Origin of the sequence: Stenotrophomonas sp. G4 (genome assembly GCF_003428825.1) — a bacterium.
GTDB classification, from domain to species: domain Bacteria; phylum Pseudomonadota; class Gammaproteobacteria; order Xanthomonadales; family Xanthomonadaceae; genus Stenotrophomonas; species Stenotrophomonas indicatrix.
In genome coordinates this window covers 379,543-394,146 of sequence record NZ_CP031741.1, presented here as the reverse complement: position 1 = coordinate 394,146, position 14,604 = coordinate 379,543, and the positions used below count along the sequence as shown (strand labels likewise).

General features: G+C 68.2%; 15 protein-coding genes. 7 read left to right on the top strand and 8 right to left on the bottom strand.

From position 1 onward, the window contains the following. Nucleotides 1-37 precede the first annotated feature (37 nt). Genes D0Y85_RS01765 through coaBC form a run of 3 tightly spaced genes read right to left on the bottom strand, consistent with a single transcriptional unit; the run spans nt 38 to nt 4,146 of the window. A complete protein-coding gene (locus D0Y85_RS01765) occupies nt 38-2,386 on the bottom strand; it encodes a phosphomannomutase/phosphoglucomutase (protein ID WP_117309328.1) in 2,349 nt (782 codons plus the stop codon). A 12-nt stretch (nt 2,387-2,398) separates the two neighbouring features. Further along, nucleotides 2,399-2,887 carry a dUTP diphosphatase gene (dut, locus tag D0Y85_RS01760; RefSeq protein ID WP_117309327.1) on the bottom strand — a complete coding sequence of 163 codons (489 nt, stop codon included), beginning with the start codon at nt 2,885-2,887 and terminating at the stop codon, nt 2,399-2,401. Beyond that, complete coding sequence (coaBC, locus tag D0Y85_RS01755) at nt 2,884-4,146, bottom strand: bifunctional phosphopantothenoylcysteine decarboxylase/phosphopantothenate--cysteine ligase CoaBC (RefSeq protein WP_117309326.1); 1,263 nt, start codon at nt 4,144-4,146, stop codon at nt 2,884-2,886. The genes dut and coaBC overlap by 4 nt, the downstream gene beginning before the upstream one ends. A gap of 225 nt (nt 4,147-4,371) precedes the next feature. Here coaBC and D0Y85_RS01750 point away from each other — a divergent pair, with 225 nt between their 5' ends. From D0Y85_RS01750 to D0Y85_RS01735, 4 genes are all read left to right on the top strand, one after another. Then, the gene (locus D0Y85_RS01750) at nt 4,372-4,998 is read left to right on the top strand and encodes a response regulator transcription factor (protein ID WP_117311828.1); all 627 of its coding nucleotides are present in this window, start codon (nt 4,372-4,374) and stop codon (nt 4,996-4,998) included. Between the two features lie 71 nt (nt 4,999-5,069). After that, nucleotides 5,070-5,774, top strand: coding sequence for a DNA repair protein RadC (gene radC / locus D0Y85_RS01745; RefSeq protein WP_117311827.1), 705 nt, complete (start codon nt 5,070-5,072; stop codon nt 5,772-5,774). Nucleotides 5,775-5,887: 113 nt separating this feature from the next. Next, the gene (argS, locus tag D0Y85_RS01740) at nt 5,888-7,576 is read left to right on the top strand and encodes an arginine--tRNA ligase (RefSeq protein WP_117309325.1); all 1,689 of its coding nucleotides are present in this window, start codon (nt 5,888-5,890) and stop codon (nt 7,574-7,576) included. Nucleotides 7,577-7,597: 21 nt separating this feature from the next. Next, the gene (locus D0Y85_RS01735) at nt 7,598-8,485 is read left to right on the top strand and encodes an SPOR domain-containing protein (protein WP_117309324.1); all 888 of its coding nucleotides are present in this window, start codon (nt 7,598-7,600) and stop codon (nt 8,483-8,485) included. Nucleotides 8,486-8,571: 86 nt separating this feature from the next. On the opposite strand, the gene D0Y85_RS01730 is transcribed toward D0Y85_RS01735, so the two are convergent. Together D0Y85_RS01730 and D0Y85_RS01725 are read right to left on the bottom strand one after the other, a co-directional pair. Then, nucleotides 8,572-9,324, bottom strand: coding sequence for an SDR family NAD(P)-dependent oxidoreductase (locus tag D0Y85_RS01730; protein ID WP_117309323.1), 753 nt, complete (start codon nt 9,322-9,324; stop codon nt 8,572-8,574). A gap of 88 nt (nt 9,325-9,412) precedes the next feature. Beyond that, nucleotides 9,413-9,907, bottom strand: a complete 495-nt coding sequence (locus tag D0Y85_RS01725; RefSeq protein ID WP_100437101.1) for a hypothetical protein — start codon at nt 9,905-9,907, stop codon at nt 9,413-9,415. Nucleotides 9,908-9,992: 85 nt separating this feature from the next. Between D0Y85_RS01725 and D0Y85_RS01720 the strand changes: the two genes are divergently transcribed. Further along, nucleotides 9,993-10,460: a DUF1456 family protein gene (locus D0Y85_RS01720; protein ID WP_033832824.1), complete on the top strand. Its 468-nt coding sequence runs from the start codon at nt 9,993-9,995 to the stop codon at nt 10,458-10,460. On the opposite strand, the gene D0Y85_RS01715 is transcribed toward D0Y85_RS01720, so the two are convergent. Then, nucleotides 10,429-11,316, bottom strand: coding sequence for a LysR family transcriptional regulator (locus D0Y85_RS01715; protein WP_117309322.1), 888 nt, complete (start codon nt 11,314-11,316; stop codon nt 10,429-10,431). The genes D0Y85_RS01720 and D0Y85_RS01715 overlap by 32 nt on opposite strands. A gap of 99 nt (nt 11,317-11,415) precedes the next feature. Between D0Y85_RS01715 and D0Y85_RS01710 the strand changes: the two genes are divergently transcribed. Then, on the top strand, nt 11,416-12,609 hold the full coding sequence (locus D0Y85_RS01710; RefSeq protein WP_117311826.1) for an MFS transporter: 1,194 nt from the start codon (nt 11,416-11,418) through the stop codon (nt 12,607-12,609). Here D0Y85_RS01710 and D0Y85_RS01705 read toward each other — a convergent pair. Then, nucleotides 12,606-13,304, bottom strand: a complete 699-nt coding sequence (locus tag D0Y85_RS01705; protein ID WP_117311825.1) for a TorF family putative porin — start codon at nt 13,302-13,304, stop codon at nt 12,606-12,608. The genes D0Y85_RS01710 and D0Y85_RS01705 overlap by 4 nt on opposite strands. Nucleotides 13,305-13,469: 165 nt before the next feature. On the opposite strand from D0Y85_RS01705, the gene D0Y85_RS01700 reads away from it, so the two are divergent. Then, nucleotides 13,470-13,859 (top strand): DUF6165 family protein, encoded by a 390-nt coding sequence (locus tag D0Y85_RS01700; RefSeq protein WP_117309321.1) that lies wholly within the window; start codon nt 13,470-13,472, stop codon nt 13,857-13,859. A 9-nt stretch (nt 13,860-13,868) separates the two neighbouring features. On the opposite strand, the gene D0Y85_RS01695 is transcribed toward D0Y85_RS01700, so the two are convergent. Next, nucleotides 13,869-14,546, bottom strand: coding sequence for a response regulator transcription factor (locus D0Y85_RS01695; protein WP_117309320.1), 678 nt, complete (start codon nt 14,544-14,546; stop codon nt 13,869-13,871). Between the last annotated feature and the right edge of the window lie 58 nt (nt 14,547-14,604).

The window sequence follows — 14,604 nt, the reverse complement described above, 5'->3', positions numbered from 1 at the left end:
GCACTACCGCGGGTGCCGGGCGCAGCCCAGCCTCACCTCAGAATCCCAGCGGGGTGTCGCCCAGCACCGGCTGCAGCTGGCTGCGGAACAGCGCCTGGATGCGCTCCAGTGCCGCTTCGTCGTTGCCTTCGAAACGCAGCACCAGCACCGGCGTGGTGTTGGAGGCGCGAACCAGGCCCCAGCCGTCGGCGAAGTCCACCCGCAGGCCGTCGATGGTCGACAGGCGGCCGCCGACATACGGGTTGTCCGGCGACTGCGCAGCGGCCACCAGCATCGCCACCAACGCATGCGGGGTGCCCTCGGCCACCGGCACCTTCAGCTCCGGCGTCGCCACCATTTCCGGCAGTTCGGACAGCACTTCGTCCGGCGTTTCCTCGCGCTGGGCGAGGATCTCCAGCAGGCGTGCAGCGGCGTACAGGCCATCGTCAAAGCCGAACCAGCGTTCCTTGAAGAAGAAGTGGCCGCTCATCTCGCCCGCCAGTTCGGCGTCGGTCTCGCGCATCTTCGCCTTCATCAGCGAGTGCCCGGTCTTCCACATCAACGGGCTGCCGCCGTTGCGCAGCACGTGATCGGACAACCTGCCGGTGCACTTCACGTCGTAGATCACCATCGCGCCCGGGTTGCGCATCAGCACGTCGGCGGCGAACAGCATCAGCAGACGGTCGGCGTAGATGACCTTGCCTTCACTGGTGACCACGCCAAGGCGATCGCCATCACCATCGAACGCCACGCCGAGATCGGCGCCAAAGCGCTTGACCGTCTGCACCAGGTCTTCCAGGTTGCCCGGCTCGCTGGGATCGGGGTGATGGTTGGGGAAGGTGCCGTCGACATCGCAGTACAACGGGATGACTTCTGCGCCGATCGCTTCCAGCAGCTGCGGGGCGAAGGCACCGGCCACGCCGTTGCCCGCGTCGGCCACCACTTTCAGTGGGCGGTCCAGCTGCACGTCATCGGCAATACGCTGGATGTAATCGGCGGCGACCTCGCGCTGCTGGTAATCCCCCGGTTCCACAGCCTGCACCAGACGACCTTCAACAATGCGCTGGTAGAGGTCGGTGATCGCGTCGCCGGACAGGGTCTCACCGCCGATGACGATCTTGAAACCGTTGTAGTCCGGCGGATTGTGGCTGCCGGTGACCGCTACACAGGTACCGGTGCGCAGGTGGAAGGCGGCGAAATACACCACCGGGGTCGGCGCCAGGCCGATATCGATGACCGCACAGCCGGCACGCCGCAGGCCTTCGGCAAGACCGGCCGACAGTTCGGGGCCGGACAAGCGCCCATCGCGACCGATCACCACCTCGCGGAGGCCCTGCTCAAGGGCGACCGTGCCGATGGCCTGGCCGATCAGCGCGGCGGTGCGCGCGGTCAGCTCGCTGCCCACGACGCCGCGGATGTCGTAGGCGCGGAAGATGCCTGCAGCCAGCTCGTCGGCCGGAACCGGTGGCGGCGGAGGTGGCGCAGCCTCGGCCACCGTCTCGCCGGGCACAGTTGGCGGGACCATCTGCAGGCTTTCGCGCAGGGTCGGGCCGTGATCGGCGTCGGCCACCGCGCTGCGCCGGCTGGGCAGCGGCAGTGATTTCGGCAGCCGGCCACGACCTACCACCAGCAGTACCGCGATGAAGCCCAGCAGCAGGGCGACAATCGCGCTGGCCAGGGCTCCCAGCCCCAGCGGGCCGGGTTCCACATTGGGCACCCCGGCGGCCAGCCGCAACGGCGTTCCCGCCACCGGGCGCGCCATTGCTTCGGCGCTCTCGGACAGGCCGGTATCGCCCTGCACCACGATGTTGTGTGCTCCCTGGCGCAGCGCCAGGAAGCCATTGCCGGGGGCGCTCACCTGATCCAGCGGCGCGGTCAACCGCAGCAGCGGCTGGCGGATATACACCACCGCCGGCCCGACACCGGCCAGTTGTACCGGCGCGGCCAGACCCAGGCGGTTGCCGCCGCCATCGCGGACCACCCGCAGGGTTGCCTTGCCTTCGGCCAGCGCCGATTCCAGCAGGGCCAGGCGGGCGAATCCAAAGGTGGCCGCGTCGGCATAGCCTGCGGCCAGGTCAGCGCCCAGCACCTCCACCTGCTCGACGCCGGTCCAGCTTTCCCGCAGCGCCAGCGCGGCGCCGGCGGCATCACCGGCCTGCAGCGCCTGCTGCACGCGGTCGCCCTTCAAGTGCTGCTGCAGCTGCTGCAACTGGCCGGAGGCCGCCTGCTGCAGCCCTTGCACGGCCTGGTCGCGGGCCTGTTCCAGCGCGTCCCCGCTGGCGGCCTGCCGCCACTGCTGTACCGCGCTCCAGCCGAACCAGGCGGCCAGCAGTACCAGCAGCACGCCCAGCAATGGCGCGCTGCGCCCCAACGTCTTGCCCCGCTGTGCTTCCCCGATGCCGCTCATCGATGTCCCCTGTCAACGCACCCCGGTATGGCCGAATCCACCCGTTCCCCGCACGCTGTCGGTGAAAGTATCCACCACCTGCAGGCTGACGCGGGCAATCGGCACGACCACCAGCTGGGCGATGCGATCACCCGGTTCGATGGTGAAGGCCTCGCGGCCACGGTTCCAGACGCTGATCAGCAGCGGCCCCTGGTAATCGGCGTCGATCAGGCCGGTGCCGTTGCCGAGCACGATGCCATGGCGGTGGCCCAGGCCCGAACGCGGCAGGATCACCGCACACAGGTGCGGATCGGCGATATGGATGGCAAGCCCGCTGGGGACCAGTGCGGTATCGCCCGGCTGCAGGGTCAGCGCGGTTTCCAGCGCCGCGCGCAGGTCCATGCCGGCGCTGGCTTCGGTGGCATAGGCCGGCAGCGGCCAGCTGTCGCCGAAGCGCGGGTCGAGCAGCTTGACCTGCAACGGTTGCGGGGAGAACCCCTGGGGGGTGCTTGCCTGGGTCATGCCTGAAGCCTCCGCGCGATCAGCGCCAGCAGTTGTTCGGCCAGCTCACGCTTGGAAGTAGCCGGGAATACCTGTTCGCCATCCTGCCAGAAGGCCGTGGCGGCATTGTTGTCGCTTTCGAAACCACCGCCGCTGATGCCCACCTGGTTGGCGATCACCAGGTCCAGGCGCTTGTCGACCAGCTTGCCGCGCGCATATTTCTCCACGTCGTGGGTCTCGGCGGCAAAGCCGACCACCAGCTTCAACGACTGCGTCTGCGCGGCAACCTCGGCCAGGATGTCCGGGGTGCGCACCAGCTCGATCACCAGGGACTGGCTGTCGGCGGTCTTCTTCAGCTTCTGCGGGGCAACCTGGCGCGGGGTGTAATCGGAAACGGCGGCAGCACCGATGTAGATGTCGGCCGGCAACGCAGCCAGTACCGCGTCACGCATCTGCGCGGCAGAGCGCACATCGATGCGCTGCACGCCGGGCGGCGTCGGCAGCTGCACCGGGCCGCTGACCAGTACCACCTGGGCACCCAGCCCGGCGGCAGCGGCGGCCAGGGCGTATCCCATCTTGCCGCTGCTGCGGTTGCCCACGTAACGCACCGGGTCGATGTCCTCATAGGTCGGGCCGGCGCTGATCAACAGCCGCAGGCCCTGCAGGGCGCGCGTCTCCGGCGCCGCAGCAGCGGCAGCAGCAGTGCCGTTGGCGGCCAGGGCGGCGACGATGTCGGCCGGCTCGGCCAGACGACCGGGGCCGGACTCGCCTTCGGCCAGCGGCCCATCGACCGGACCGATCACCTGTGCGCCACGCTGGCGCAGCAGGGCGATATTGGCCTGGGTGGCCGGATGCAGCCACATCCGATGGTTCATCGCCGGGCACACAGTCAGCGGTGCGGTGCTGGCCAGGCACAAGGTGCTGACCAGATCGTCGGCGTGGCCCTGGGCCAGGCGGGCCAGCAGGTCGGCGGTACCCGGCGCGATCACGATGCGATCGGCCCAGCGCGCCAGTTCAATGTGGCCCATGGCCTGTTCGGCGGCGCTGTCCCACAACGTGGTGCGGGTCGGCTGTCCGGAAAGGGCCTGGAAGCTGAGTGGGGTGACGAACTGCTGGGCGCCGGCCGTCATCGCCACCTGCACCAGCGCACCGGCATCACGCAGGCGTCGAACCAGCTCCAGGGCCTTGTAGGCCGCGATCCCGCCACCGACACACAAGAGCAGTTTCTGGCCTTCCAGCGCGCGGATCCGCGTCGGGGAAGCGTTGGGAGAATCAGCCACCTGGAATTCCTGTGCAAACGAGGGCGTTAGCTTACCCGAAGGCCAGCAACCTCCCGGTGCACGCAGCACATAGCCGGCGGCTATCAGCACATGGGCAAGGGCCCAGGGCGTTTTCCGGATTTGCTGCGCGCCGATTCGGAACTTTCCTATACCTCTGCGCGTCCCCGCTTTGCAGAATCGTCGCTGGCCACCCAGGTGTGCCGTTCGATTTTCGAGGAGTTCCCCGTGCAACCGCGCATCATCATTGCCGACGACCATCCGGTCGTCCTGCACGGCATCCGAATCGTGCTTGAGCGTCACCAGATGGACGTGGCCGGTACCGCAGCAGACGGTGCCGGACTGCTGCAGCTGCTGGTGCGGCAGCCCTGCCATGCCGTACTCACCGACCTGTCCATGCCCGGCCCCGGCCCGGATGGGCCCGAACTGCTGGCCGAGCTGCGCCAACACCATCCCGACCTGCCCGTGGTCGTGCTGACCGGGGCCAGGCACCCGGGGTTGCTCGATGGCCTGCTGCGCGATGGCGTACACGGCCTGGTCGACAAGGGCGCCGACTTCGCCGAACTACCCCAGGCCCTGCATGCCGCCATGGCCGGGCAGGTATTCGTTTCCGACCAGCTGCGGCGCCACCTGCAGGCCCGCGACCTGCTGTTTCCCCACCCACCGGCCGCATTGTCGGCGCGCGAACTTGAAGTGCTGCAGCTGTTGACCGACGGCCTGAACATCAATGCCATCGCCGACCGCAGTGGACGCAGTCCGAAGACGATCAGCCGGCAGAAGGCCGAAGCCATGCGCAAGCTGGGCCTGCGGACCAACCAGGAACTCTACGACTACCTGCAGACCCGGCGCGGCTGAGGGCTTGACCGACCCGCAGGTGCGGCAAGGGCTTATGGGCCCGATCAACGATGAGCGCCATGATGGGCGCCATGCCCATCCATGAATGGCCCGAAGAAGAGCGCCCCCGCGAGAAGCTGCTGGCCCGGGGTCCCACCTCACTGTCCGACGCCGAACTGCTGGCCCTGTTCCTGGGTTCCGGCATTGGCGGCCGGGATGCAGTACAGACCGCGCGCGACCTGCTGCTCGCCCACGGTCCACTGCGGGTGCTGCTGGACCGTCCTGCGCGCGAACTGTCGAAGCTCCCCGGGTTGGGTCCCGCACGCAGCTGCACGCTGGCCGCAGGGCTGGAACTGGCCCACCGCTACCTGGCCGCTGAACTGCAGCAGGGCGAAGCGGTAGGCAACAACCCTGCCGCCGTAGGCCGCTACCTGCAGCACCGCCTGCGCGGGCAGGCCCGGGAACTGTTCGTGGTCCTGTTCCTGGACAACCGCCACCGTCTGATCGCCTGCGAGGAACTGTTCGCCGGCACCATCAACGCGGCCCCGGTCTATCCCCGCGAAGTAGTGCGCAGAGCCTTGCTGCACAACGCCGCCGCAGTCATCCTCAGCCATAACCATCCCTCCGGCGACCCGGAACCCTCGGCCGCCGACGCGCAGATCACCGAGGAGCTGCAACGGGCGCTGGCACTGGTCGACATCCGCCTGCTGGACCACTTCGTGGTCGGCGAGGGGCGTCCGGTTTCGTTTGCTGAACGGGGCCTTCTGCCGCCGCTTCAGACGCGCCTGGTCGGATGAGCCCCCAGCAGCAGGCCGCGACACGTGCCCTGGCAGGCAGGCCCCGGTCAGCGTTGAGGCCGGCATCTGCGCTAAAATGGGCGATTCCGCCGCTCATTCTCACAGCAGGCCTCGTGAAAAATCTCCTCCGCGCCCTGATCAGCCAAGGCATCGAAGCCTTGCGCGCCAATGGCACCCTGCCCGTCGACTCCCTGCCGCCGGACTTCGTGGTCGAGCGCCCGAAGACCCGCGACCATGGCGACTTCGCCACCAACGCCGCGATGCTGCTGGCCAAGGCCGCGCGCAGCAATCCGCGCGCACTGGCACAGGCGCTGGTCGATGCACTGCCGCGCAGCGAAGACGTCAGCAAGATCGAGATCGCCGGTCCCGGCTTCATCAATTTCCACCTGGCGCCGGCCGCGTACCAGCGCGAAGCCGTCACTGTCATCAAGGAAGGCGCCGATTACGGCCGCAACCTGTCCGGCAATGGCCGAACGGTAGGCGTGGAGTATGTGTCGGCCAACCCGACCGGTCCGCTGCATGTCGGCCACGGCCGCGCCGCGGCCATCGGCGACTGCGTGGCACGCGTGCTCGATGCCAACGGCTGGAATGCCAAGCGCGAGTTCTACTACAACGATGCCGGCGTGCAGATCGAGAACCTGGCGCTGTCGACCCAGGCCCGGGTGAAGGGCATTGCCCCGGACCAGGAAGGCTGGCCGGAAGGCGGCTACCGTGGCGACTACATCGCCGACGTGGCCCGTGCCTACATGTCCGGCGCCAGCGTCGACCTGGAAGGCACCCTGGTGGTCGGCGCCAAGGACCCGGACGACCTGCAGGCGATCCGCCGCTTCGCCGTGGCCTACCTGCGCAACGAGCAGAACCTGGACCTGGCCGCGTTCGGCGTTGATTTCGACATCTACTTCCTGGAAAGTTCGCTGTACGCCGATGGCAAGGTCGCCGAGGCGGTGGCCAAGCTGCAGGCGTCGGGTCATACCTATGAGGAAGGCGGCGCGCTGTGGCTGCGCAGCACCGACTTCGGTGACGACAAGGACCGCGTGATGCGCAAGTCCGACGGCACCTTCACCTACTTCGTGCCTGACGTGGCCTACCACCTGTCCAAGTGGCAGCGCGGCTACGAGCGTGCGATCACCGAGCTGGGCGCGGACCACCACGGTTCGCTGGCGCGCGTGCGTGCCGGCCTGCAGGCCATGGAAGTGGGCATCCCGCAGGGCTGGCCGGAATACGTGCTGCACCAGATGGTCACCGTCATGCGCGGCGGCGAGGAAGTGAAACTGTCCAAGCGTGCCGGCAGCTACTTCACCCTGCGCGACCTCATCGAAGAAGCCGGCCGCGACGCCACCCGCTGGTTCCTGATCGCGCGCAAGCCCGATTCGCAGCTGACCTTCGACATCGATCTGGCCCGTCAGCAGAGCAACGACAACCCGGTGTTCTACGTGCAGTACGCGCATGCCCGCGTCTGCAGCCTGCTGCGCCAGGCGCAGGAGAAGGGTCTGGTCTACGAACAGGTGACCGGCCTGTCCAATCTGGGCCGCCTGGCCGATGACGCATCGCTGGCCCTGATGAACGAGATCTCGCGTTATCCGGAAGTGGTGGAGACGGCCGGCGTGGCGCTGGAACCGCACTTGATCGCGCAGTACCTGCGCGAATTGGCGCACGCCTTCCACACGTGGTATCACGGGACGCCGGTGCTGGTGGACGACGCGACCGATCGCAATGCCAAGTTGACCCTGGCCTGCGCGGCGCGCCAGGTACTGGCCAACGGCCTCGACCTCCTGGGCGTTTCCGCCCCGGAAAAAATGTAAGCCTCAGGAGACGCAGTAGACATGGCAGCACGACGCGGCAAGACACAGGCTCGGCGCAACAGCAGCCAAGGCACGCCCGGATGGGTGTGGCTGGTTGCCGGCGTGGCGATCGCCGCCGTGGTGTTCCTGGCGGCGCCGAACCTGTTCAAGGGCGAGGGCGATGGCTTCCTGCGCGCCGGTCCGCAGCCGAACCCGAACGCGCAGCCGGCGCCGGTGGCCGATGGCGAAAGCGATGTCGGCACCCAGCCGGCCGCACAGCCGGCCACGCCGAAGCCGGCTGAGCCGGAAAAGCCGGCGGCCACCCAGTACGACTTCTACACCCTGCTGCCTGGCAAGGAAGTGGAGATGTCCGACGCCGAACTGGCCGCCAGCGCGCGCGCCGAGGAACAGCGCCGGAGCAAGGCCGAAGCGCAGCGCGCGCAGGCCGCACTGGAAGGCAGGCCCGTGCCGGCGGCGGTTGCGGCCGCAGCCCCTGCGGCGACGGCGAGCGTTGCCAGCACCGCGCCGGTGACCGCCACCAGCCGTCCGCTGCCGACGCCGGTGAGTGAACGCCCGACGACCGCCGCGCCAGCGGCCACCACCGCGCCGACCAGCACCGTTGCCGCCGCTCCTGCGGCACGCAGCGAAACCGCGCCGGCCGCCGCCAGCACCGCAGCAGCCCCGGCACCGGCCGACAACGCCCGCTACATCCTGCAGGCCGGTGCGTTCGGCGCGTCCGGCGATGCCGAAGCGACCAAGGCCAAGCTGGCGATGATGGGCCTGGCCGCACGCGTGGAGTCGGCGCAGATCAACGGCAAGACCGTGTACCGCGTACGCATGGGGCCCTATGGCACCGCCGGTGAGCTTTCCGAAGCCAAGCAGAAGCTGGATGGCACCGGCCTGCAGGCGATGGCGATCAAGGCACAGTAAGCGTGCGGGCATAATGAAAAAAGCCGGGCATTGCCCGGCTTTTTTTTTGCCCGTGCAGCGCCGGGTTCGACGCTGCAGACAGCGGATCAGCTCTCGCGGGCAACCTGGAAACCGGCGAACGACTGGCTGACCGGCATCAGTTCCAGGCGATTGATGTTCAGGTGCGGGGGCAGGCTCGCCACCCAGAAGATCTGCTCGGCGATGTCTTCGGCGGTCATCGGGTTGGCGCCGGTGTACAGCTTGTCCGACGCAACCTGGTCGCCGTGGGTGCGGACCACGGTGAACTCGGTTTCGGCCATGCCCGGCTCGATGGTGGTCACGCGTACACCGGTGCCGTGCAGGTCCGAACGCAGGCCCAGCGAGAACTGGCTGACGAACGCCTTGGTGCCGCCATAGGCGTTGCCGCCCGGATACGGATAGACACCGGCCACCGACGAAATGTTGATGATGGCGCCCTTGCGCTCCACCAGCTGCGGCAACAGGCGATGGGTCAGGGTGACCAGCGCGGTGATGTTGGTGTCGATCATCGTCGTCCAGTCCTTCAGGCTGGCGCTCTGCGCCGGCGCGGTGCCCTGGGCGAGACCGGCATTGTTGACCAGCAGATCGATGTCAGCGAAGGCCGGCGGCAGCGCCAGCAGTGCCGCTTCCATCGCGACCGGATCACGCACGTCGAACACGGCCGCGTGCACCACCTCCTTGCCGTAGCGCTCGACCAGCGGCTGCAGGCGTTCGCTGCGACGGCCGGTGGCGATCACTTTCCAGCCCGCCTGGGCGAAGCGGTGTACGGCAGCGGCGCCGAAGCCGGACGTGGCGCCGGTAATCAGGACGGTTCGGGTCATCAGACAACTCCGTGGGAAACCAGACCGCCATTCTGGCACCGTCGGCCCACGGCTGCGTTGCCTGATCGGCCCGCTGCGGTGCGCGCGGTCAGCGCAGGCGGAACACGCGTGCCTTCGGCAGATCTTCGTCGACCTGCAGGAACCAGCGCCCGGCGATACCCGGAATCACCTCGATCTGCGGTGCCTGCAGGGTCTTGCGCAGCTTCATCTGGCCCTTCATCACCTGCCACTGCTGACCGTTGTCGAGGGTGAACACTGTGCCCGGCTGCCAACCCGCAACGTCGCCGACCACGCGGGCGCTGACCGGCCCCTCTTCCAGGCCCAAGTGCATCGCCGCCGGGGCGGGAACGTTGGCCGGCACCGGCGCGCCGGTGTTGGCCGCAACCGCCGCCCGCGTGGGTACGGGCGTAGATGCCTCGGCCTCGCGCAGCACGCGGTTCAGGGTCTGCAGCTGGGTCGCGTCCAGGCCCACTTCGGCCAGCTGGGCCGCGCTGAGACGCTGCTCCACGGGCACGAAACGGTCCTGGGCGGTGGCGGCGAAGCTGCTGGCGGCCAGCAGAACGGAAAGGAGGTACCGGCGCATCGGAGAGGGTCTCTGCAGAACAGCGCTCACGATGCTGCAATCCGGTGACAGTCCGGTTACAGCCGCAGGGCCGGTACAATGGGCCATGATCAATAACGATGTACTGCGCAGCGTGCGCTACTCCCTGGACCTCGGCGACCACCACGTGGTGACCCTGTGCCAGATGGCCGATCCGGCGTTCGAAGTGGATGTCGACCAGGCCAAGGCCTGGCTGCTGCGTGAAGACGAACCGGGTTTCCAGCCGATGAGCGACAGTGCGCTGGCGCACTTCCTCGATGGCCTGATCCTGCACCTGCGCGGTCACGATGAGGGCCAGGCGCCGCGCGCGGTGGAAACACGCATCGACAACAACCTAGTGTTGAAGAAGCTGCGCGTGGCCTTCCAGCTGCGCGATGTCGACATGATGGAGATCTTCACCAGCATCGGCTTCAACGTCTCCAAATCCGAACTCGGCGCGCTGTTCCGCCAGCCCGGCCACAAGAACTACCGGCGCTGCCTGGACCAGATGCTGCGCAACTTCCTCAAGGGCCTGAGCCTGCGCCTGCGCGGCTGAGCACGGCGTCGACGAAGGCGCGTGCGGCCGGCGTCGGCAGGCGCTGCCAGACCAGATGTACGCGCCGGGTCGGGGTCGGTTGCAGCGGCACCTGCACCACCCCTTCGAAACCGTCGGCGATCCGCACCGGCACGATGCCCACCGCCAGGCCGTGGCGGACGAAACGCTCGACCAGTTCCATCAGGTTGACCTCGAAACGCACCTGATGCGGCAGGCCCGCTGCGGCGAACGCATCATCGGTCTGCCGGCGCGCGCCGGTCCCCCGCGGGAAATCGACCAGTGCCTCATCCTGCAGCGCCGCCAACGGCAACCGCTGGCGCGTGGCCAGCCGATGCTGCGGCGCCAGCACGGCCACCAGATCCTCTTCCTGCAGCATCTGGTGGCAGACGCCCTCCAGATGGGCCGACGGCGCCAGCCCCACCAGCGCCACGTCCAGTGCGCGCGACTGCACCTGCTGCAGCAGGGTCTCGCTCTTGTCCACCCGCAACTGGAACTCCACCTGCGGGTGCTGCTGCTGGAAGGCAGCCAGCATGGCCACCACGTCGACGCCGGTCAGCGACGAGATCTGCCCGATCGCCAGCAGCCCGCGCACCTCACCACTGACGGCAGCGACATCGGCACGCAGGTGGCGCAGGCTGGCCAGCACCTGCCGGGCGTGCACCAGCAACGCCTCTCCCGCCGCGGTGGCGCGCACCTGGCGCGGCAGCCGCTCGAACAACATCGTGCCCAGCTCCTGCTCCAGATGGGCAATCTGATGGCTCAGGGCGGACTGCACGACGTGGCAGCGCGCGGCCGCTCGGGTGAAGTTGCCCTCTTCGGCCAGGGCCACGGCGAACTCGAGCTGCTTGAGGTTCACACCCGTATCTCAATTCCAGATGACAGCGATGATGATGATTCATTTCCATCATGAGAGCAGCAGGCGGACACTGTGCTGCCCTGCTTCACGGAACATCGCGTGTCCCCTTCCCTTCCTCCCCTCCGGCGCTGGCAGATCCTGTTGATGTCGGTCGCCACCGGTATCGCGGTGGCCAGCAATTACTACGCGCAGCCGTTGCTGCATACCATCGCCGATGCCTTCGGCGTGCCTTTCGGCCAGGTCGGCATGGTGGTGACCGCTGCGCAGTTGAGCTACGCCGCTGGCCTGATCCTGCTGGTGCCGTTGGGTGACCTGTTCGAGCGCCGCCGGCTGATCGTGGTGATGACGTTGTTGTCGGCCAGCGGGCTGGTGATCAGCGCGTGCGCGCCGTCGTTGCCATGGCTGCTGGCCGGTACCGCGATCACCGGGTTGTTCTCGGTGGTGGCGCAGGTGCTGGTGCCGTTCGCCGCCACCCTGGCCGCACCGGAGCATCGCGGCCGCGTGGTCGGCACGCTGATGAGCGGGCTGCTGCTGGGCATCCTGCTGGCACGCACCGTGGCCGGGCTGCTGTCGAGCCTGGGCGACTGGCGCCTGGTCTATGCGATCGCTGCAGGTACGCTGGTGCTGACCGCGCTGGCCCTGCAGCGCGGCCTGCCGCGTTTCCACCACAGCGCCGGGCTGAGCTACTTCGCGCTGCTGCGCTCGATCGGCACGCTGTTCGTGCAGGAACCGGTGCTGCGCCAGCGCACCCTGCTCGGCGCGTGCAGCTTTGCGATGTTCGCGATCTTCTGGACGCCACTGGCCTTCCTGCTGGCGCAGCCGCCGTATGCCTACAGCGACGCCACCATCGGCCTGTTCGGGCTGGTCGGTGCCGCCGGTACGCTGGCTGCCGGCCTTGCCGGGCGCATGTCCGATCGTGGCCAGACCGGCCGGGCCACGGCCATTGCGCTGGTGCTGTTGCTGCTGTCCTGGCTGCCTCTGGGGTTCTCGGCGCATTCGCTGCTGGCGCTGCTGGTCGGCGTAGTGGTGCTGGACCTGGCCGCGCAGCTGCTGCATGTCAGCAACCAGAACCTGATCTATGCACTGCAGCCGGAGGCACGCAACCGCCTCAATGCCGGTTACATGACCGGCTATTTCATCGGGGGTTCGCTGGGCTCGCTGCTGTCGGCGCAGGTCTACCCGCGTTTCGGCTGGACCGGCGTGTGCGTGGCCGGTACCGCGGTGGCGGTACTGGCCCTGCTGGTGTGGCTGCCCAGTGCCTGGCGCGCCCGCCAGGCCGCGTCGGCCGACTAGAAGCTGGCCTGCAGCGCCAGTTCCCAGCGTCCACCGGCATTGCCCGGGAACAGACGCTTGGCGGCGCTGTCGGTGTCATGCAAGGTGGCGCGCAGTTCCCAGGCCGGCGTCAACATGGCAATGGCACTGAGCTGGCCATGCAGGTAGTCCGGCCCCTGCGCGGTGGCCAGCCAGTACTGCCCCACCGCCGCTTCCAACCGCACGCGCTCGTTCAACGGCACCCGCACGCCCAGCTGTGCGTAGGTGCCGCGACGGCCGCCGGCCAGGGCATCGTTGGAGTGGGCAACCTGCAGCCAGGCGCGTTGCTTCCAGGTGGTGGTGACATTGAGTTCGGTCCAGTCCAGTGCGCGGCCAGTGCCCGGATAGACATACCGGGTGAGGTTCGCATCCAGGCTCCAGTCCGGCGACAGCGCGCCGGACCAGCCGGCGACGAGATCGAACTCGCTGCGTGCCCCGCTGTCCGGCGTGAACGAGACATTCGAACCCCATGCGCTGGCATACCAGCCCGAACCCACCGTGACCTTTGCCCCCACCTGCGCGGCCGGATCGCCCTCGCTCTGCGAACTGCCGCGCCAGACATAGTCGCTGGTCAATGCCGCCGTGCCACTCACCTGCACCTGCGCCTGCACGCTGCCGGCGCACAGCAGCCCCGCCAGTGCGGCCGCGCTGGCCACGATCATCCCCTTGCTCTTCACTGCACTCACTTCCTCGTCGAAGGCGGTCTGTCCGCCGGGACGGCAGTGTCGATGGCAGGGCCGTAACGGTTCGATGGCGATGCTGCCGCGCCAGCGCAAATTCAGCGTAAATCCGCGCTGCGGTGGGCGCGGTATCATGCGGGCCTGTTTCCAGGAACCAACCACGTGGACGCCATCCTGACCCCGGTATCGATCGGCGAGCTGATCGACAAGATCACCATTCTCGAGATCAAGGCCGAGCGCATCGACGATGCGACCAAGCTGGCCAACGTGCGCACCGAGCTTGACGGCCTGCTGCCGCTGCTGCAGCAGCAGCTTGACGCGCAGCCGGCACTGGCCGCGCTGAAGACGCAGTTGAAGGCCATCAACGAGCGCATGTGGGAGATCCAGGACCAGCTGCGCGACAAGGAAGCGGCGCAGGTGTTCGATGAGGCGTTCATCCAGCTGGCGCGCGGCGTGTACGGCACCAACGGCGAACGCGTACAGGTGAAGAACGAGATCAACCAGGTTGCCGGTTCGGCGCTGGTCGAGGAAAAGCAGTACCAGGGCGAGTAAGCGCGCCCGTCAGCCACACTCCAGCAGGTGGCGGATGCGGAACAGTTCGAGATCGCTGCGGATGCCGAGCTTCTGGTAGGCCGCTTTCTTCTGCGTGCTGATGGTGCTGGCCGAGCGCTGGAAGCGCCGGGCTACTTCGCCGGTGCTGCACCCCTGCAGCACCAGCCGCAGCACTTCGCGTTCACGCCGGCTCAGTGGCGTCAGGCTGGGCGCCGACATGCGCCGCGCACGTGATCGATTCAGCTGCGTGCGCAGCTCCGGGGGCACGAACCGCCCACCGCGGGCCACCACGTCCACCGCGCGCAGCAGCATTTCCGGCGTGGTCGCCTTGGACAGGTAGCCGCGTGCGCCGGCCTGCATCGTCGTGGCCACGGTGCTGGCATTGCAGTGCGCCGACAGCACCAGTATCGGCAGGCTGGGCCAGCGCCGGGACAATCCGCGCAGCAGCTGCAACCCGTCGCCAAGATCCCCCAGCGGCAGCGCATCGATCACCAGCAGGTCAACGCAGCCGGGTTCGCGTTGCAGCAGTTCCACCAGGTCATCTTCGTTGGCGTAGCTGCCGCGCACGTGCACGCCGCTGTGCTGGTGCAGCAGCACTTCCACCCCCAGCCGCAGCACCGGATGCGGATCCAGCAGCGCCAGACGGCGCGGCCGGTCGGGGAGCAGCGGTGGGAGTACGGGCGGCATCGCGGTGTATCCGGCAGCACGGGATATCCACCGTAGGCCGCCACTGGCGGTGGCGGAA